The organism is Parasegetibacter sp. NRK P23, from assembly GCF_023721715.1.
Classification (GTDB): domain Bacteria; phylum Bacteroidota; class Bacteroidia; order Chitinophagales; family Chitinophagaceae; genus Parasegetibacter.
Genome location: NZ_JAMDLG010000001.1, coordinates 1,929,088 through 1,948,589, shown reverse-complemented (window position 1 = coordinate 1,948,589; position 19,502 = coordinate 1,929,088). Strand labels below are relative to the sequence as shown.

17 protein-coding genes are annotated in these 19,502 nt (G+C 48.3%); 13 read left to right on the top strand and 4 right to left on the bottom strand.

From position 1 onward, the window contains the following. Positions 1-313: 313 nt before the first annotated feature. The 3 genes from M4J38_RS07945 to M4J38_RS07935 all read left to right on the top strand — a co-directional run bounded on the left by M4J38_RS07945 (position 314) and on the right by M4J38_RS07935 (position 3,793). Positions 314-985, top strand: a complete 672-nt coding sequence (locus M4J38_RS07945) for a C40 family peptidase (protein ID WP_251759014.1) — start codon at positions 314-316, stop codon at positions 983-985. An 86-nt stretch (positions 986-1,071) separates the two neighbouring features. Continuing rightward, the gene (locus M4J38_RS07940; RefSeq protein ID WP_251759013.1) at positions 1,072-2,490 is read left to right on the top strand and encodes a glycogen synthase; all 1,419 of its coding nucleotides are present in this window, start codon (positions 1,072-1,074) and stop codon (positions 2,488-2,490) included. Between the two features lie 25 nt (positions 2,491-2,515). After that, positions 2,516-3,793, top strand: coding sequence for a glucose-1-phosphate adenylyltransferase (locus tag M4J38_RS07935; protein ID WP_251759012.1), 1,278 nt, complete (start codon positions 2,516-2,518; stop codon positions 3,791-3,793). A 319-nt stretch (positions 3,794-4,112) separates the two neighbouring features. Here the strand turns inward: M4J38_RS07935 and M4J38_RS07930 are convergent, their stop codons facing one another. Next, the gene (locus M4J38_RS07930) at positions 4,113-4,610 is read right to left on the bottom strand and encodes a hypothetical protein (RefSeq protein ID WP_251759011.1); all 498 of its coding nucleotides are present in this window, start codon (positions 4,608-4,610) and stop codon (positions 4,113-4,115) included. Positions 4,611-4,699: 89 nt separating this feature from the next. On the opposite strand from M4J38_RS07930, the gene rimO reads away from it, so the two are divergent. Both rimO and bshC read left to right on the top strand, forming a co-directional pair. After that, complete coding sequence (gene rimO, locus M4J38_RS07925) at positions 4,700-6,016, top strand: 30S ribosomal protein S12 methylthiotransferase RimO (RefSeq protein WP_251759010.1); 1,317 nt, start codon at positions 4,700-4,702, stop codon at positions 6,014-6,016. A 29-nt stretch (positions 6,017-6,045) separates the two neighbouring features. Next, positions 6,046-7,650 (top strand): bacillithiol biosynthesis cysteine-adding enzyme BshC, encoded by a 1,605-nt coding sequence (gene bshC / locus M4J38_RS07920; RefSeq protein WP_251759009.1) that lies wholly within the window; start codon positions 6,046-6,048, stop codon positions 7,648-7,650. Here the strand turns inward: bshC and recF are convergent. Beyond that, positions 7,645-8,784, bottom strand: coding sequence for a DNA replication/repair protein RecF (gene recF, locus M4J38_RS07915; protein WP_251759008.1), 1,140 nt, complete (start codon positions 8,782-8,784; stop codon positions 7,645-7,647). The genes bshC and recF overlap by 6 nt on opposite strands. Before the next feature lie 49 nt (positions 8,785-8,833). Between recF and pdhA the strand changes: the two genes are divergently transcribed. The 6 genes from pdhA to M4J38_RS07885 all read left to right on the top strand — a co-directional run bounded on the left by pdhA (position 8,834) and on the right by M4J38_RS07885 (position 13,052). After that, entirely contained in the window at positions 8,834-9,829 is a 996-nt protein-coding gene (pdhA, locus tag M4J38_RS07910; RefSeq protein ID WP_251759007.1) for a pyruvate dehydrogenase (acetyl-transferring) E1 component subunit alpha, read from the top strand. A 30-nt stretch (positions 9,830-9,859) separates the two neighbouring features. Next, positions 9,860-10,549: a tetratricopeptide repeat protein gene (locus M4J38_RS07905; protein ID WP_251759006.1), complete on the top strand. Its 690-nt coding sequence runs from the start codon at positions 9,860-9,862 to the stop codon at positions 10,547-10,549. A 12-nt stretch (positions 10,550-10,561) separates the two neighbouring features. After that, positions 10,562-11,062 (top strand): 6,7-dimethyl-8-ribityllumazine synthase, encoded by a 501-nt coding sequence (ribH, locus tag M4J38_RS07900; protein ID WP_251759005.1) that lies wholly within the window; start codon positions 10,562-10,564, stop codon positions 11,060-11,062. 57 nt (positions 11,063-11,119) lie between these two features. Beyond that, positions 11,120-11,842: a (Fe-S)-binding protein gene (locus M4J38_RS07895; RefSeq protein WP_251759004.1), complete on the top strand. Its 723-nt coding sequence runs from the start codon at positions 11,120-11,122 to the stop codon at positions 11,840-11,842. A 26-nt stretch (positions 11,843-11,868) separates the two neighbouring features. Further along, positions 11,869-12,282, top strand: coding sequence for an EVE domain-containing protein (locus M4J38_RS07890; RefSeq protein WP_251759003.1), 414 nt, complete (start codon positions 11,869-11,871; stop codon positions 12,280-12,282). 77 nt (positions 12,283-12,359) lie between these two features. After that, complete coding sequence (locus M4J38_RS07885; protein WP_251759002.1) at positions 12,360-13,052, top strand: Sir2 family NAD-dependent protein deacetylase; 693 nt, start codon at positions 12,360-12,362, stop codon at positions 13,050-13,052. 59 nt (positions 13,053-13,111) lie between these two features. On the opposite strand, the gene M4J38_RS07880 is transcribed toward M4J38_RS07885, so the two are convergent. Next, positions 13,112-13,426 (bottom strand): carboxypeptidase regulatory-like domain-containing protein, encoded by a 315-nt coding sequence (locus M4J38_RS07880; RefSeq protein ID WP_251759001.1) that lies wholly within the window; start codon positions 13,424-13,426, stop codon positions 13,112-13,114. A 231-nt stretch (positions 13,427-13,657) separates the two neighbouring features. Beyond that, positions 13,658-15,190, bottom strand: a complete 1,533-nt coding sequence (locus tag M4J38_RS07875; protein ID WP_251759000.1) for a DUF4339 domain-containing protein — start codon at positions 15,188-15,190, stop codon at positions 13,658-13,660. Positions 15,191-15,415: 225 nt separating this feature from the next. Here M4J38_RS07875 and gyrA point away from each other — a divergent pair, with 225 nt between their 5' ends. Both gyrA and M4J38_RS07865 read left to right on the top strand, forming a co-directional pair. Continuing rightward, positions 15,416-18,052, top strand: a complete 2,637-nt coding sequence (gene gyrA, locus M4J38_RS07870; protein ID WP_251758999.1) for a DNA gyrase subunit A — start codon at positions 15,416-15,418, stop codon at positions 18,050-18,052. A gap of 30 nt (positions 18,053-18,082) precedes the next feature. Next, on the top strand, positions 18,083-19,345 hold the full coding sequence (locus tag M4J38_RS07865) for a hypothetical protein (RefSeq protein ID WP_251758998.1): 1,263 nt from the start codon (positions 18,083-18,085) through the stop codon (positions 19,343-19,345). Positions 19,346-19,502: the final 157 nt, after the last annotated feature.

The following is a 19,502-nucleotide window of genomic DNA, read 5'->3' as shown; positions in this document are numbered from 1 at the left end:
TAAATCGGGTGAAATCAGGGTTTTTCTAATCGCTGACCCCGTTTTTTGCCCACTTAAATACCGTTAAAATCTTTTTTGCCTTTGGGGAATGTACTTTATCCGGCTTATGCTGTCCAAAGCCAGAACGGTCAACTGTTTCACCCTTGAAACAAGTCTCGGTTACCCGAGTTGACCCGGTGCCACCGATATCATTTTCCCCGGCTGCTGACCGTGTTCCGACCCAGTGTATCCCCGTTAAAACACCGTATCAGGCCCGCTTTCCCTATATTTGCATGGTTCTTGCTAACCGAATGTGAATTTTAAAATCAGTCTTTTGAAATACCTGAGCATATTTCTTGCCGCCGGCATTGCATTGACAGGATGCGGAACCGCCCGTGTTGCAAAAGGAACCAGTCCGAAAACAGCCGCAACGGGCCATTCACCTAAATTCCTCGATATTACCATCGAGCAGGAATCCACCACGAACAATCAGAAATTAACGGCATATAAAGCGGAAAAAACCAACATCCGTAAAAATACAGGAGTAGCCGATATCGAAAGCAGTAATTCCCTCCAGTTTAAATACGGTATCCTGATGGATGTGCCGGTGGAGGAACTGGCCAATCACGCCGCGCTTCCCTTCATTGAAGAATGGTATGGAACACCTTACAGGATGGGCGGCACCACAAAATCTGGTATCGACTGTTCCGCTTTCACGGTATTCTTCGCGTCTTCCGTCTACGGGCTATCCTTACCCCGCACCAGCAGGGAACAGCACGATGCCACACTGCCGGTAAAACGGGACGAGCTTACGGAAGGTGACCTGGTCTTCTTTTCCGCAAGGAGAAAGGGAACCATTGCGCACGTGGGCGTGTACCTGCGGAACAACAAATTCGTTCACGCCTCCACTTCCAGTGGCGTCATGATTTCCGATCTGGACGAGGCCTACTGGAAATCCCATTACATTGGCGCAGGAAGAATGAATGGATTGAATGCCAGTAAATAAGATATCATTTTTATTGCTTTTTTTTCGGTAAATAGAAATAGCTTCCTTAAATTGATGGCGTGAACTGAACGTCAACAATTTTAAGGATGGAAATCATACATGTTAGTGCAGAATGTTATCCTGTGGCCAAAGCCGGGGGACTGGGAGATGTGGTGGGCGCCCTGCCAAAATACCTCAATGCCGCAGGGCATATCGCAAAAGTGGTGATGCCGATGTACCGCACGAAATTTCTTTATGAGAATGAATGGGAACTGGTACATGAAGGCGGCGCTTATATGGGGAATAATTCCTTCCATTATAGTGTTATCAAAGAAAAAAACAATAAACTCGGCTTCGATTTATACCTGATCGATGTGAACGGACTCCTCGACAGGGAACGCATCTACGGTTATTATGATGACACCGAAAGGTTTCTTTCCTTCCAGATCGCTTTCTGCGACTGGTTATCAAGATGGAACCACCGTCCGGATGTGGTGCATGTGCACGACCACCATACCGCACTGATTCCTTTCATGCTGCAACATTGTTACGCGTACCGTCATCTTGCAGCCATTCCAACCGTACTTACGATTCACAACGCGCAATACCAGGGCTGGTTTGGCTGGGACAAACAACACCTTATTCCGCCTTATGATTCCTGGAAATGGGGTATGCTGGACTGGAACAATACCGTCAACCCCCTGGCCTGCGGTATCAAATGCGCCAGTCGCGTTACTACGGTAAGCTGGAGCTACCTGGAAGAATTACAGGGTGCCGCGAACGGCCTGGAATCTTTGCTCCGCGCAGAAAGGGGGAAAAGCGTTGGCATACTGAATGGTATTGATGATAAGATATGGGATCCCGCAACGGATACTTATTTGCAGGACCATTACAATATTTCGGGTATGGCTAAGGGTAAGCTGGGCAATAAAAAAACGCTTTGCGAAGTGTTTGGACTGAACCCTCAGAAGCCTTTGTTTGTATTTATCGGTAGACTGGTGGGAGAGAAGGCCGCCGATCTGCTGCCTGGAGCCATCGAAGACGCATTTTATTATATAGGGAGAAATATGAACATCCTGGTGCTGGGTAGTGGGGAACCCTGGGTGGAAAGCAGGCTGCTGGAATTGAAAGAGAAGTACGCCGGGGATTACAATGTATTTATAGGTTACAATGAGACCCTGAGCCACCAGATGTATGCCGGAGCCGACTTTCTTCTAATGCCCAGCAGAGTTGAACCCTGCGGATTAAACCAGATGTATGCCATGCGCTACGGCACCATTCCGCTGGTGCGCGATACCGGCGGGCTCCGGGATACCGTGATCGATATCGGCGACCACCAGGGCTATGGCATCCGGTTCCGCGAAGCCACTGTTGGGGAATTGACGCACGCCATGTACCGGGCACTGGATTTGTATAAAAACAAAGAGCAACTGGGAAATGTAAGAGCATATATGATGAAACTCGATTTCAGTTGGGACAAAAGCGCAGAACAATATTGTAACGTATATCAATCCATAATAAGCTGAGCCATTCAGCATCAAATACCATAGTATGAGTAAATCTGTCCTGGCTGTAATCCTGGGCGGCGGCGCCGGAACCCGCCTTTATCCCCTTACAGCAACGCGAAGCAAGCCAGCCGTCCCCATCGCAGGTAAATACCGTCTGGTGGACATTCCCATTTCCAATTGTATGAACTCGGGCATTACCCGCATGTTCGTGCTTACCCAGTTCAATTCCGCCTCCCTCAATAAACACATTAAGAATACTTACCATTTCAGTATTTTCAGCAGCGCTTTCGTGGATATTCTTGCCGCTGAACAAACGCCCGATAACCCTTCCTGGTACCAGGGTACGGCTGATGCGGTACGGAAATCGTTGCGCCACCTCCAGCAACATGAAGCCGATTATATCCTCATCCTTTCCGGTGACCAGCTTTACCAGATGGATTTCAATGAAATGTTGGAGAACCACATCAACAATAACGCGGACATCTCCATCGCCACCATCCCGGTAGCCAAAAGAGAAGCCTCCGATTTCGGGATCCTCAAAACAGACAGCGATAACTGGATCACTTCATTCATCGAAAAGCCGAAAGGCGAAGAGCTCCTCGCGCAGTGGACCAGCGATACCGGTGAAAAAATGAAGTTGCAGGGCAGAAATTACCTCGCCTCCATGGGTATCTACATCTTCAACAAGAAGCTGCTCGTGGAAATGCTTACCGATACATTTAAGGATGATACGGATTTCGGCAAGGAAATTCTGCCCAAATCCCTCGAAAAACACGCCGTGATCAGCTACCAGTATGAAGGCTACTGGACCGATATCGGGAACATTTATTCCTTCTTTGAAGCCAACCTTGGCCTTACACAGGACCTTCCCGAATTCAATCTTTTCGATAATTCCCGCGCCATTTATACTCGCGCCAGGATGCTGCCACCCTCTAAAATAAGTGGTACTACCCTCGAAAAAACGATCATCGCCGAAGGCTGTATCATCAACGCCTCACGTTTGGAGCACTGTCTGGCCGGTATCCGTTCCCGCATTGGGTATGGTACCACTGTGGTAAGCAGTTATATCATGGGGAACGATTATTATCAAACCCTTGAGGAAATTGAACACTCTAATAAAAACGGCATCCCGTTAATGGGGATCGGCAACCGCTGTTTCATCAAGAACGCGCTGGTAGATAAGAACTGCAGAATCGGAGACGATGTACGCATTAATGGCGGGCCACACCTCGCTGATGCAGATCACTCGCTCTATACGATAAAAGATGGGATTATTGTTATTAAGAAAGGGGCGGTGATCCCTAATGGGTTTGTGATTTAGGTTCTCGCTGGGAAAATTTTCTCGCAAAGACCGCAAAGGAGCAAGGACGCAAAGAGCTGTTCATTTGCTGTCAGCATAGAATAAAGAGAGGGTGTATCCTACTTTCGATACACCCTCTCTTTATATTTTAGTCCTTAATGATCGCAATTTAGGTTCCCGCTATGCTCAAACCCCGTAAACGTTTCTTCTTTGTGTTGCAAGTAAAAAACAAAACTAAGAAACAAAATCATCCGCAGGAAAACATTCAACCAACCAATTAAAGCCTTGCGTCCTTGCTCCTTTGCGGTCCTTGCGTGAAATAAAGCGATCGCGTGAAACACTAAAACGTATACCTCACCGCAAAACCACCCCATCCGCCATCAAACCCGGAATGATCCGTTCCAAAGGAAAAACTGGGTTGCCAGTCTATACTCAGGTTGATCGGAGCGCCATTTATTTTATAATCCAGGCCGAGAACGCCATCCACACCAAAATAAGCGCCGCCGTCACGTGGACCATCATAATAATACCTGCGCCCGCGGTCGTTCCAGAACCCGATGTGCGCACCTGGTCCTACATACCATTTTAAACCTGGTGCCCCGTTGATGTCTCCATGGATTTCATACAATCCTGTAATTCTGGCACCATATCGCCAAAAACTGGCCAGGCCTTCCACGGCCCTGTTATCACCCACAAAATGTTTAATGGAAAGCGCTCCGGGATAGAATTTCACCCCTAAAGCCGTCTGGTAACTTGAACCCATACTGCCACTCTGTGCCTGTGCGGCGGAAATACCCATGCCCAGCAAAAAAGCCGCGGCTACAAATAACTTTTTCATCGGTTTAACATTTAGTTCAGAAAATGCATTGCCAAAATTAGTGCCAGAAATGATCCGTACACATCTTTTGTTACCTTTGCACACTTATTATGAAGACAAAAACGCTGCGGAAAGACAAGGTAAACATCATTACACTCGGCTGTTCAAAGAATATGGTGGACAGTGAGGTGCTGAGCGGTCAGTTGATGGCCAACGAAATTGATGTGGTGCACGAAAACAAAAAAAAGGACCACAATATAGTTATCGTGAACACCTGTGGGTTCATCGATAAGGCGAAAGAAGAATCCATCAATACCATCCTTGACCAGGTGGAGCTGAAAAGGAAGGGCAAACTGGATAAAGTATATGTTACCGGTTGCCTCAGCGAACGTTACAAACAAAACCTGGAAACGGAAATTCCGGAGGTGGATGCGTTTTTCGGTACCATGGAACTCCCGTTGGTGCTGAAGCAGTTTGAAGCGGATTATAAGGCGGAACTGGTGGGCGAACGGTTGTTGAGTACACCGAAACATTACGCCTATTTAAAAATATCTGAAGGTTGCAATAGAACCTGTTCTTTCTGCGCCATCCCCCTGATGCGCGGCCAACACGTGAGCAAACCCATCGAACAACTGGTGGAAGAAGCGAAAGGACTGGTGCGGAAAGGCGTTAAAGAAGTGATGCTGATCGCACAGGAACTGACTTATTATGGCCTGGACATCTATAAAAAACGTGACCTTCCCCGCCTGATGCACGCCCTCGCCGATGTGGAAGGGCTGGAATGGATCCGCCTGCATTATGCTTACCCGCACAAATTTCCGCTGGAGATACTGGATGTGATGAAGGAACGCCCGAACATCTGCAATTACCTGGATATGCCGCTGCAACACGCCAGCGACAATATGCTGAAGGCGATGAAAAGACAGATCACCCAACGGGATATGGAAGAACTGATCGATCAGATCCGAACAAAAATTCCTGATATCTGTTTACGTACCACGCTCATCACAGGGTTCCCCGGTGAAACCAGACAGGATGTGGAAGATGTGAAGTCGTTCCTCGAAAAGCACCGTTTTGAAAGAGTGGGTATCTTCACTTATTCGCATGAAGAAGGGACTTCCGCTTACGAACTGGAGGATACCCTTTCTTCAGAAGAAAAAGAAGCCCGTGCCCAGGAAATCATGGAAGTACAGCAGGAAATTTCTTACGAGAAGAACCAGGAAAAATTGGGAAAAACCTTCAAAGTGATCGTCGATAAAAAAGAAGCCGGCAGGTATATCGGAAGAACGGAATTTGACAGTGTGGAAGTAGACAATGAGGTGATCATTCAAAGCGCAAAACCCCTGAAGCCAGGCGAATTCGTGCAGGTGAAGATCAGTAAAGCCTACGATTACGACCTCGAAGGCGAAGTGGTAACCACAGCATAAATGTATCACCCGTAACAGCAACTACCGCAATGGAATGTAAAAGGCAGGAACTGGAACTTAAGGAAACAGGCTTTTTTTCAGAGATCGTTACAAACTATGCGGAAGGCAACGAAAAGTTGCGTCCATATTTTGCCCATACACCAGATAAGGAAGGACTGGAGGCGGCCATCAGGGAGCGCCTGCAGTTTAAGCAGGAGCGCGCGTTACTGGCAGATGCGCTGCAGGATCAATACAAAGCTGTTCCTGCTTCTGATGCGGTCAATAAAAATATAGCATTGCTTCGCGAACAAGGAACGTTCACCATTACCACCGCGCACCAACCCAATATTTTTACCGGATATCTATACTTCGTTTATAAAATATTACATACCGTTAAGCTTGCCGCTGCGGCGAAAGCCTGGTTCCCACAGTATAATTTCGTACCCGTTTATTACATGGGCAGCGAAGATGCTGACCTCGATGAACTGGGAAAAATCTTCGTTGATGGCGATAAGCTGGTTTGGAACACTACTCAAACGGGTGCCGTGGGTAGAATGCAGCCCAAGGGCCTTGAACCATTGATCGATCAGTTGAACGGAAGGTTATCAGTGTTCCCGCACGGAAAGGAATTGATTGCGCTGTTGAAACGATGTTACCTCGAATCCGATTCCATTCAAACGGCCACATTTAAATTGGTGCATGCGCTTTTCCAGCAATATGGCGTGGTGGTTTTCATCCCCGATAATGCGGTTTTCAAAAAGCAAATGATCCCCGTTTTCAAAGAGGACCTGCTGCAACAAAAGGCTTCCGGCCTTGTGGGTGAAACCATTGAAAAACTGGAGCAGGATGGTTTTAAGGTGCAGGCGCAGCCACGGGAAATCAACCTTTTTTTTCTTGATCACCAGTTGCGTGAACGTATTGTGAAGGAAGAAAACAATACCTGGCACGTATTGAATACGAACATCTACTGGAACGAAGCGCAACTGCTCGAAACGCTGGAAGCACAGCCGGAAAAATTCAGTCCGAACGTCATTCTCCGCGGACTGATGCAGGAAACCATTCTTCCGAACATCGCCTTTATCGGCGGAGGTGGGGAGCTTGCTTACTGGCTGGAATATAAATCATTGTTTGAAGCTTTCGGGGTGCCGTTCCCTGTATTGCTGCTCCGGAATTCATTTCTTGTAGTACCTCAACAGGTACACGATAAGATGCGGAAGTGCGGTATTGAAATGGAAACAATGTTCCGTCCTTCGCATGAAGTGCTGGCGGAAAAAGCCATCCGTGAGGCAGAAGGGAAACTGAGCATTGAAACGGAAATGCAAGCCGTGACAGCCCTGTACAAACAGGTGGGAGCAACAGCTTCCGCCGTGGATGCCACACTGGCGCAACACGTCGCCGCCCTTCAAACGAAAGCATTGGAAAAACTGGATGGTTTACAGAAAAAAATCATTCGTGCGGAGAAGCGCAAACACGATGAATTCGCACGGCAATATGAAGCCGTGAAATCAAAACTTTTTCCGAACGGCAACCTCCAGGAAAGAACCGATAATGTATTGCCTTACTTCGCTGAATACGGCCCGGATTTTATTGAAGCGGTGTACAACGCGTCTCCGGCATTCTGTGAGCGGTTCGTGATTCTTTATCTTCCCTCATAACTGGATGATGGCGTAATGCACATCCAATACGCTCAGGGTATTTTCGAGCCGTTCCCGGTGGGTATCCGTAATGAATACCTGTCCATCCTGTAATACACAAACTTTTTTCAGCAGGTTCTGCATTCTTTGCTGGTCCAGTTTTTCAAAAACATCGTCCAGCAGCAGGAGGGGAGGGAACCCTTTTTGTTCGCGCAATACTTCGCAGGCCGCGAGTTTGAGGGCGAAGAGCAGGCTTTTCCGCTGTCCCTGCGAAGCTACCTGCTTGAACGACTGCTCACCCAGGGTGAATACGAGTTCGTCGCGGTGGATGCCGGAACTGGTGCGTTGCAGCAACACATCGCGTTGCAGGTTTTTCCGCAATATCGTTTCCATGCTATCCTGCTGCAGCGGACTGGTGTAGGCAATTCCTATGGTTTCCTTATGTCCCGAAATTTCGTTGTACAACCGGTTCACCCTTGGGGCGAAATCTTCAAAGAACAATTTTCTTTCCGCGAACAAGTAGTTGGCGGGCGCGGCCAGTTGGTGGTCGTATACTTCCAGTAGTCCGTTGTCGGGCATTTTCTGTTCGCCCATCTGTTTCAGGTGGCTGTTGCGTTGTTGGACCAGTTTGTTGTACAGCATCAGTTGCCGGAGGTATTCAGGATTCAATTGGGAAAGCAGGCTATCGGTAAACTTCCTTCTTTCCTCGCTCCCCCCGGTAATCAGTTCCACATCATCCGGGGCGATCATGATGGCGGGGAACCGGCCGATGTGTTCGGAGACGCGTGTGTACACATCGGCATCCACGGCCACTTCTTTTTTGCCCGTTTCGCGCAGTACCACCGATACTTTTCCCGCATCTTCCGCCATTGCGTAATCCGCTTCTATCCGAAAGCCCTGGCAACCATGTTGTACGCTGGCACCATCGGTCTTGGAAAAGTAACTCCGGGTAAAACTCAGGAAGTACAGGGCATCGAGCAGGTTGGTTTTTCCTGAACCGTTCGGACCGCAAATACCCGTTATACGCGCGGGAAAACGGTATTCGCCCGAAGCATGGTTCTTGAATTGTAACAATCGGATGGAATGAATGGTCATCGAACCGCAAAAGTAAGCAATTGCCGCGGCCAAAGTTGCCGTGTAAAAATGCGTTCCCATTGAACTTTAAACTTTCCCCCTTATATTTGCCCCTCAAATTTTTAGCAACGTGGCAACAAAGTTTTCAAAAGAGACCTATCTGTACTGGTACGAGTTAATGCTGCTGATCAGGAACTTCGAACTGAAAGCAGAGGAAATGTATAAGATGCAAGGAAAAATTCGCGGTTTCTTCCACGCCTACATTGGCCAGGAAGCTATTGCGGCCGGTTGCATGACCGCCACACAAGCCGGGGATCCGTTCGTGACGGGTTACCGCGACCACGGTCTGGCGCTCGCTAAAGGTGTATCCGCCAATTCCTGCATGGCTGAACTGTATGGCAAAGCCACAGGTTGCGCCAAAGGAAAAGGTGGCAGCATGCACTTCTTCAGCAAAGAACACAAATTCTTCGGTGGCCACGGTATCGTGGGCGCTCAGATCGGAACCGGTGCCGGTCTCGCTTTCGCGGAACAATACCTGGGTACCGACAATGTTTCCCTCGCTTTCTTTGGTGACGGCGCCGCCCGCCAGGGTATGCTGCACGAGGTGTTTAACCTTGCCATGCTGTGGAAACTCCCCACCATCTTCATCTGCGAAAACAACCACTATGCAATGGGTACCTCCGTTGCACGTACGTCTAATGTAGTGGACATCTATAAACTGGCCGACGCATACGATATGCCCGCCGATTCCATCGACGGGATGAGTCCGGAAGCCGTTCACGAAGCCGTGGCCCGTGCCGTAAAACGCGCCCGTGCAGGTGAAGGACCAACCCTGCTCGAGATCAAAACCTACCGTTATAAAGGTCACTCCATCTCCGATCCCCAGAAATACAGGACCAAAGATGAAGTGGAAGAATACAAGCAGAAAGATCCCATCGAAGCAGTATTGAAAACCATTATGGACAACAAGTTCGCCACAATGGAAGAGATCAACGCCATCAACGATCGCGTGAACGCACAGGTGGAAGAATCGGTGAAATTCGCGGAAGAATCTCCCTGGCCCGCCGATGATGAACTGCTGAAAGATGTTTACGTTCAGGAAGATTATCCTTTCATCACCGACTAATTCAACCCCACAAATTTCAATTCAGAACTCATGAGTGAACAGACTACTCCCGTTGCTCCAAATACACCACCCGTAACACCCGACGCGGAAGCACGGGCCATCGGTTTCTGGGAGAAGAACAGCAAAAAGATCATGATCGCGGGCCTAGCCGTGATCGTGGTAATAGGCGGATATTTCGGTTACAAAAACCTGGTACAGATTCCTAAAGAAGAGAAAGCCGCGGAAGCCATGTTCAAAGCGGAAGATTATTTCCGTCAGGACTCCCTGGCCAAAGCATTGAACGGAGACGGCATCAACCTCGGTTTCCTGAAAGTAATCGACAAACACAGCGGTACCGACGCAGCCAATCTGGCGCATTATTATGCCGGAGCCTGCTACCTCGGGCTGGGTGATTTCACCAACGCCGCCAAATACCTCAAAGATTTCAGTACTTCTTCCGATGTGATGAAGTCCCGCGCACTCGGTTTGCTTGGAGACGCTACCGCGGAACTTGGTAAAAAAGAAGAGGCTGTAGATTATTATAAAAAAGCAGGTGCCGCTTTCGCTGAAGACGAGTACTTCTCTTCCGAATACCTTTTCCGCGCAGGTTACCTGCTGGAATCACTCGGGAAGAACAAAGAAGCCGCAGAGCAATACAAAAAGATCAAGGAAAAATACCCCAACACACAACGTGGTTACGATATCGACAAATACCTCGCGCGTTTGGGTGAGCTCAACTAATCCATACAATTGATGGCAACCGTTAGCAACAGCAACTTATTGCATATCCCCGCAGGCATCCCTTTAGAGGATGCCTGTATTGTTATCGTCCGCACCGAATGGAACGCGGCCATAGTGGATGAACTTGAAAAAGGATGCAGGAAAGTATTGGAGGAACAGGGAACTGGTTCTATCGTTACGATCAATGTTCCCGGGGCCTTCGAAATCCCTTTCGCCATCCGCGCCTATTGGGATGCGCACAAATACCGGGATACCCGTCCAAAAGCGTTTATCGCGCTGGGAACGGTGATCCGTGGTGATACGCCGCATTTCGATTATGTATGCAAAGCTGTTACCGATGGGGTGGTGCAGCTTAACCTCACGCTGCCGGCGCCTTCCATCTTCGGAATTCTTACCGTAGACAACCAGGAGCAGGCGGAAGAAAGGATCGGTGGAAAGCACGGCCATAAAGGAGAAGAAGCCGCCATTACGGCGATCAAAATGATCGCCTTGCAGAAAAGTTTTGCGCGCTGAAAAGCGCATTGATGCCATATATGCCCTCTACACGGGGCGTCAACCAATTACCAAACGATGAACGTTCAATTATTTGTTCCCTGCTTCGTGGACCAGCTTTTCCCACAAACCGCCTTCAATATGGCCAAAGTGCTGGAAAAAGCAGGTTGTAACGTATTGTACAACGAAAACCAGACCTGCTGCGGACAACCCGCTTTTAATGCGGGTTTCTGGGATGAATCGCGCACGGTCTGTACCAAATTCATCAAAGATTTCTCCGGGGCTGATTATGTGGTGGCACCAAGCGCTTCCTGTATAGGCTTTGTGAGGAACTATTATTCCAAGCTGTTCGATAATTCCTCCCTCCACAACGATGTAAAGGACCTTCAGAAAAAATGCTTTGAGTTTTCTGAATTCATGACCAATGTACTGGGCATCACGAATGTGGGTGCAAAGTTGGAGGGAAGGGCCACTTACCATGATTCCTGCGCCGGATTGAGGGAATGTAAGATCAAGGAAGGGCCACGTTCATTGCTCGCCAATGTGAACGGTCTTGAACTGGTGGAAATGAACGACAATGAAACCTGCTGTGGATTTGGCGGCACTTTCGCTGTGAAATTTGAACCCATCTCCATTGCCATGGGGGAACAGAAAGTAACCAATGCAAAAGCGACCGGCGCGGATTACATCATTTCTACCGATATGTCCTGTCTGATGCACATCGATGGCGTACTTCGCAAAAAAGAGATGGACATTAAGGCGATGCACCTGGCCGATGTATTGGCAAGTGGTTGGGAATAGATTTATCATTCAAAATCAGGCATTTCATGAACTACTGGCTCATCAAATCAGAACCATTCAAATATTCCTGGGATCAACTCGTAAAGGATAAAAAAACTTTCTGGGACGGCGTGCGCAACTATGCCGCGCGCAACAACCTCAAAGCGATGAAAAAAGGTGACCTGGCCTTTTTCTACCACAGCAACGAAGGTGTGGAAGTGGTGGGCATCGCCAAAGTGGTAAAGGAATTCTACCAGGATCCGACCACCGATGATCCGAACTGGGTGGTGGTTGAATTCGCGCCGCATAAAAAACTGAAGAACCCTGTTCCGCTCTCCGTGATCAAAGCGGACCCGCGTTTAAAAGATATGGCGCTTGTACGGCTCGGCAGGTTGTCCGTGCAACCGGTTACAGAAAAAGAGTGGGAAATTGTTTGTGATTTAGCCGGGGAAAATACCTAAATTGCCTTCTCCAAAACCAACTGTACATGGGGCGTTACTGTTTGTAGCGCCTTTTTCTTTAGGTAAAACCAATGCTTATGAGTAAGAAAAAGCTTGTTGTGCTGAGCGGTGCGGGGATCAGTGCGGAAAGTGGGTTGAAGACCTTCCGCGACAGTGACGGACTCTGGAACGGCTATGATGTAACGGAAGTAGCGACGCCCGGCGCCTGGAAAAAAAACGCGGCCCTGGTACTCGATTTCTATAACATGCGCAGAAAAGAAGTGGCAGCCGCCCAACCCAATGCTGCCCACAAAGGACTCGCAGCCCTGGAAAAAGATTTCGACGTTACCATTATCACCCAAAACATCGATGACCTCCACGAAAGGGGAGGGTCTACCAATGTACTGCACCTGCACGGGCAGATCTTCGAAATGCGGAGTGAAAAGGATCCTTCCATGATTTTTCCCATAACGGGCGATATGTTGCCCGGGGCCACCGCGCCTGATGGCGCGTTGTTGCGACCAAATATTGTTTGGTTCGAAGAAGAAGTGCCGATGATTGTGCCGGCCGCGAATATCAGTGCGGACGCGGATATTTTCGTGGTGGTGGGTACTTCGCTGGCCGTATATCCTGCTGCCGGATTATTGCAATACCCGGCGATGAATACGCCGAAATTTATTTTGGATAAGAACATTCCTTTCACGGGAAACATGCGGAACATGACGCCTATTGAAGGGCCTGCTTCCGAGGGCATCTCCACATTAACGGCATTGCTTCAGTCCTACAAATAAAAAAAAGAGGCCGTCTCTTTCCGAGATGGCCTCTTTTCACTTAACCATGGGTGTTATTACTATTGTTCCAGTGTAATTTCACCAAGGTCTGTGGCTTGTCCGTCTGTAACGGAAACACCTTCTTTCACCACATCTTTATAGGGATCTTTCGCGTCAACGATCACTGTGTGCTCACCAGGTTTTACCGCGAGTGTAAATGCACCTTCAGCAATGGCGGCTTTCACTGTGTCTGTGCCCTGAATGGCCCATACTTCCGTTGCCTGATCTGCCGGTGCTACTTTACCTGTGATAGAACCTCCCTGGATGTTTGTGAAGGCGTACATTCCTGTTGCTGCGAATACTACTGCAGCCATTCCGATGATTGTCTTTTTCATAAGTCAACGTTTAATATATAAATAATAATAGTTTACAAGTTCCTGGCAAAAGCATTCCACCTTCGTGTATTTGTGAACGTTACACGATCAGTTGCTTTGCACTAAGTTCGGTTTGGAGTTTGATGGCTTGTAGCGCTAGGTTTCTTGTGGCTACACTGTACTATTTTCAATCACTATGCCAAAAAAGCCCTTACGGGCTTTTTGAAGATTAAGATTCAATTAAAAGGATTTTTACTGCTGCACCATAGAGATACCGCTGCCGGCGGTGACCAGGCTTACGGTACAGTTCAACTTAACACCGCGGTTGCTGTCTGGCGCCTTCAGTGTATATTGCTCACCTGGGAGTAAGTGATCGAGCGAAAGCTTCTTCGTTTGCAATACTTCGCCATTGGCCTTTATATATTGCACTTCCACGATCACCAGGTCAATCTTGTTGCCGCTGTTGTTCTTCACAGGTATCTTAATGTCGTACATTCCACCCAATGTACCTTTGGTAAACGCCGCGTCTCCAAGCGCGACGGCCGCCGTTTTTACAACGGGCTTCTGTGGCGTTACTTCTGTTGTTGCCACAGGTGTGTTTTCATTCCGTGCAGACTTTGACCTTACACCATTTTCGGTTGTGGCGGGTAGTTCTTCGTATTTCCAGGTCTTCTTTTCTTTTTTATCTATAGCCACTTCAGTTTTCGCATAGTCATCTTTGTTATTGGTTGCTGAACCATTGCTTCTTCCGGAGACCGGTGGAAGCGCTGTAGCCTGAACTTTGTTTTCTGAAGTATTATCCGGAGCCGGTTTTTGTTGCGTGGTCACAATGGGAGTAGGGGAAGGTTGTGGCTCTTTTTTTTCTTCTACAGTTGGAACAACCATTTGTTGTTGCTGCACCACTTCATCTGATGGAACTTCTTCTTGTTGAACGGGCGCAGGAACAACAGGTGTTTGTTGCACCACAGCAGGTGGTTTATTTTCCGTATTATTCAGCAGAATGGCGGCAAGGGCAGCAGCAATCACAACAAGCAACATTGCGGCTACAAATGCAGGTTTCTGCAAAAGCTGCTGTATAGAAGATTTTTTGATAGAAGGGGGAAGAGAGGAGGATTTGTGTGTAACGATTTCTTCCTCCGGTAAAGCAATCTCCTTCCGGTATAAATCTGATCGGTCGGGGTAAAGCTCGTTAATGCTCTTTTTAGGGGAAGGAGGTGTGGTTGTAGTTGAAGTGTTCACTGGGTTATTCAGTACGCTTCCTCTTTTTGAATCAACAGGCTTTTCAAATGACTTTGTTCCGGCCTCCGGAAGGAACTTTTCGTGCCCGGAAGGAATGGGGCGGGATTCCTGTTCTGCCTTCAAACGCGCTGTCGTTTCCTGGATTGCTTTAGACGGAAGCGTCTTCTCTGAATGGGGTGCATTATTTGCTGCTCTTTCACTGGAAAACGCAGCCGGTGGATTGGCCCCTGCCGGAACATGCACATAAATCCTCCGAACGGTTTTTGGCGGTTCCGGCTCCTGCTTTTGAACGGATTCCGCCACTATTGGCGCACTGGGGACGCCTTCGTTTTTTTCTTCCTGCTTTTTGTAGAACCTGTCAAACGGCTGTTCTTCCACCAAAGGCGCGTACGCACTGAGTTCGGGAATCTCACCCGGGTAACGCCAGGCGGCGCTTTTGCCTTCGGCCCAAACCAGGTCGTATGGCTTTAATCCTTTGGAAATCAATTCCTCCAGTGAAAAAGGACCATGTTGGCGGTTGTCGCGGAGCAGCAGATAAGTAGGCATACAAACAGGGTTTTGATTATCAACGCTAATGCAGTGCCGCAGTTTGTGAAAGAATCGTTATTTATCGGTACGGGCTCCTGTTAAAAAACGGGTAAAACGGGTGGAAAAATACCCTAAAAAAACACCCCTTAAACGCTGGTTTTCAGGGGGGGAAGAAGTAGATTTGCCACCGCCTCCGGTGTATGCCGGAACAGCGTTAAAACGAACAAGATTACCTGAAATATTATGGAAGAAAACAATTTGCCGCAGGAGACCCAGGACAATAACCGGATCATAGAGATCAATATTGAGGAACAGATGAAAACGGCCTATATCGACTATTCCATGTCGGTGATCGTTGGCCGGGCCTTACCCGATGTAAGAGATGGGTTCAAACCTGTACACCGCCGTATTTTGTTCGCGATGAACGAACTGGGGGTGAATTCCAACAAACCACACAAGAAATCCGCCCGTATCGTAGGGGAAGTGCTGGGTAAGTACCACCCACACGGTGATAGTTCCGTGTACGATGCGATGGTAAGGATGGCGCAAGACTGGAACATGCGTTACACGATGGTAGACGGTCAGGGCAACTTTGGCAGCCAGGATGGCGATGAGCCCGCGGCCATGCGTTATACGGAAGTAAGGCTGAAAAAGATCGGTGAAAGTATGCTTGACGATATCGAAAAGGATACCGTTGACTTTCAACTGAATTTCGATGATTCCCTCCAGGAGCCCACGGTACTGCCTACCAGAATTCCCCAACTCCTGGTGAACGGTTCCAGCGGTATCGCCGTTGGTATGGCCACCAACATTCTTCCCCATAACCTCACTGAAGTAATCGAAGGTTGCGTGGCGTATATTGATAACCGTGAAATTACCGCGGAAGAACTCTGCAAATACGTAAAAGCGCCCGATTTCCCGACAGGTGGTATCATCTGGGGCATGGAAGGCGTGAAGCAGGGGCTGCTTACCGGAAGGGGCAGGGTAGTGCTGCGCGGAAAACTGCATGTGGAAACCAAACCCTCGGGCAGAGAGCAGATCATCATTACTGAAGTGCCTTACCAGGTAAACCGCGATTCGCTTTGCGACCGCGTGGGTCAACTGGTGACCGATAAAACCATTGAGGGCATCGCCCACATCAACAACGAATCCAACCAGAAAGAAGGTACCCGTATCGTGATCGACCTGAAGCGCGACGCGGTAGCCAATATTGTGATCAACCAGTTGTACAAGTTCACGGAGCTGCAAACCTCTTACGGTATCAACAACGTGGCGCTGGTGAAAGGACGTCCCAAAATCCTGAACATCCGCGACATGATCTCTGAGTTTATTGAATTCAGGCATGAAGTGGTAGTGAGAAGGGCTGAATACGAACTGAAAGAGGCCCGCAAAAAAGCGCATATCTTACAGGGTTACCTCATCGCATTGGATCACCTGGACGAAGTGATCGCGATGATCCGGAACTCTCCGTCACCAGATGTGGCCCGCGATAACCTCGTGAATGCCGGATGGGGACTGGATGAGATCCAGGCCAAAGCGATTCTGGAATTGCGTTTGCAACGTCTTACCGGCATGGAAAGAGATAAAATCCGCGAGGAGTTCGACCAGTTGCTGAAGATCATCGCCGGACTGGAGGAACTGCTCGGTAACGAAGGACTACGTTTCGATCTCATCAAAAAAGAACTGGAAGAAGTAAAAGAGAAATTCGGTGATGAACGTAAAACCGAAATCACTTACCTCGCGGATGAAATGAACATTCTTGATTTCATCGCGGAAGAAGATGTGGTGATCACCATTTCTCACCTCGGTTACATCAAACGTACTTCGGCAACGGAATACCGCCAGCAGAAAAGAGGCGGCCGTGGCGCAATTGGCGGCCGTACCAGGGAAGAAGATTATATCGAACACCTGTTCGTGGCCTCTACGCACCATACGTTGCTGTTCTTCACGGAAAAGGGCCGTTGTTTCTGGTTGAAAGTATATGAGATTCCGGAAGGAGAGAAAAACAGCAAGGGCCGTGCGATCCAGAACCTGATGCAGTTGCCCCCGGATGATAAGGTGCGTGCCATCATCGATATCGCTAAATTACAGGATAAAGAATTCGTCAACAGCCATTACATCGTGCTGTGTACCAAAAAGGGCGTAATTAAAAAGACCTTGCTGGAAGAATTCAGCCGCCCGCGCCAGAACGGCGTGAACGCCATCACGGTGGTGGAAGGCGACCAACTCCTGGAAGCAAGACTCACCAACGGTTCCATGGAAATCATGATGGCCGTGAAGAGTGGACGTGCCATCCGTTTCCCAGAGGAAAAAGTTCGTCCGACAGGCCGTGGCGCCATCGGTGTTTCCGGTATTGAAGTGGACGATGAAAACGATGAGGTGATTGGCATGGTATGTGTTTCTAAGGAAGATAAAACCCGTACCATACTGGTAGTGAGCGAGAAAGGATTCGGGAAAAGAACACCGCTCACCGATGAAAGTGGCGAAGATGTTTACCGCATCACGAACCGCGGTGGTAAAGGGGTAAAAACGATGAGCGTGACAGATAAAACGGGTAGCCTGGTGGGTATTCTTGATGTTACCGAAAAACAGGACCTGATGATCACTTGTAAGAGTGGCATCACCATCCGTACCGCGGTAGCTGACATCAGGGAAGCAGGACGCGCCACACAGGGCGTGAAGCTGATCCGCCTGGATGAATCCGACGCTATCGCCGCAATTACCGCCATCGATGAGATTGAAGAAGCGGAGCTGGTTGAAGACGAAGTAAGCACGGATGCCGCGGAAGTAAGTTCAGAAACACCAACCGCTGAACCGAATGCGGGAGAAGAAAACAGCGGAGATACAACGGAACAGGAAGAAAATTCATCTAACGACTAAACTACATACAGAGAAATCAAAATTATAAACATGAAAAAAATTTTGCTCGCTTCCATGATTGCTGTCGTAGGTTTCAGCGCCAGCGCACAAAACCTTGATAAGGTGAAAACGCTGCTGAAATCGAACAAATTCGAAGAAGCAAAAACCGAGATCGACAAGATCGCGGAAACCGAGAAGTTTGCCAAGAACCCCGATGTATGGTACAACAAAGCAAAAGTGTACGCCGCGATCGCGGATAACGAAGCGGAAGCCGCCAAAGTACCGGGCGCGCGTGCAACAGCTTTCGAAGCGTTGAAAAAGTACGTGGATATGGATACCAAGCAACACATCAGCATGCAGCTTGACCAGTTTCAACCGCTGATGTCCATCTACCAGGGATTCTTTAAAACCGGCGCGGCAAGTTTCAATGCCAAGGATTATGAAAAATCTTATGGCGATTTTCTGCTGGCCGGCGAAGTAAGCGACCTGATGCAGAAAAAAGGCTGGTCAAACGTACCGCTTGATACCACCGTAATTCTTTATACAGCGGTATCGGCCCAGAACGCCAAAAAAGAACCGGAAGCTGCTAAATACTATACCATCCTTGCCAACGCCAAAGTGAACGGAGATGGTATGGAGGATTGCTACAAGTGGCTGGCCGATTATTACATGCGCAATGAAAAAATCGATTCCGCCACGAAATATCTTTCACTTGGCCGTGAGATTTTCCCCAAAGATTCCTGGTGGACCAGCATGGAATTGGATATGCTGCGCGAAAAAGGCGAGAAGCCTGCATTGTTTGCTAAATATGAACAAGCCATCCAGGAATCTCCTGATAAGCTGGAGTTCCCTTACAATTACGCGCTTGAATTGTATGAATACGCTTACAATGCTGATCCCGCCAAACGCCCGGCCAACTCTGAAGAGCTGATCGGCAAAGTGGAAACCAACCTTACCAAGGCGTTGACGCTGCAACCGGATCACCACCAGGCGTTGTTGGTATTAGGACAGGTTAAGTACAACAAGGGAGTTGATATCCAGAATCAGGCCGCGGCACTTAAAGGAACAAAGCCTGAGGATGTGAAAAAAAGAGGTGAACTGAAAGCGGAGGCCATTAAGAAGTACGACGAATCCATTCCTTACCTGGAGAAGATTGTAGAAAAATTCGACAAGGAAGGTAAACTTAAAATGGAAGAAAGGCAGTCGCTGAAAAATGCGCTGGATATTCTGATCATTGTGTACGATCAGAAAGGGATGAAAGACAAGATGAAGGTGTACGAAGAGAAATATAACAATGTAGATAAGGTTCATTAATTACATTCCGATAGATTGAAAGAGTCCGTTCCGTAAGGGGCGGACTTTTTTATTTGGGATAATAGGGATGAAATGATCCGACAATTGAATAAGAAGGTTGTAGAATTGGGTTTAAGAAATGAAAAGCTCTTCAATTTCTTATTTAACATAATATAAA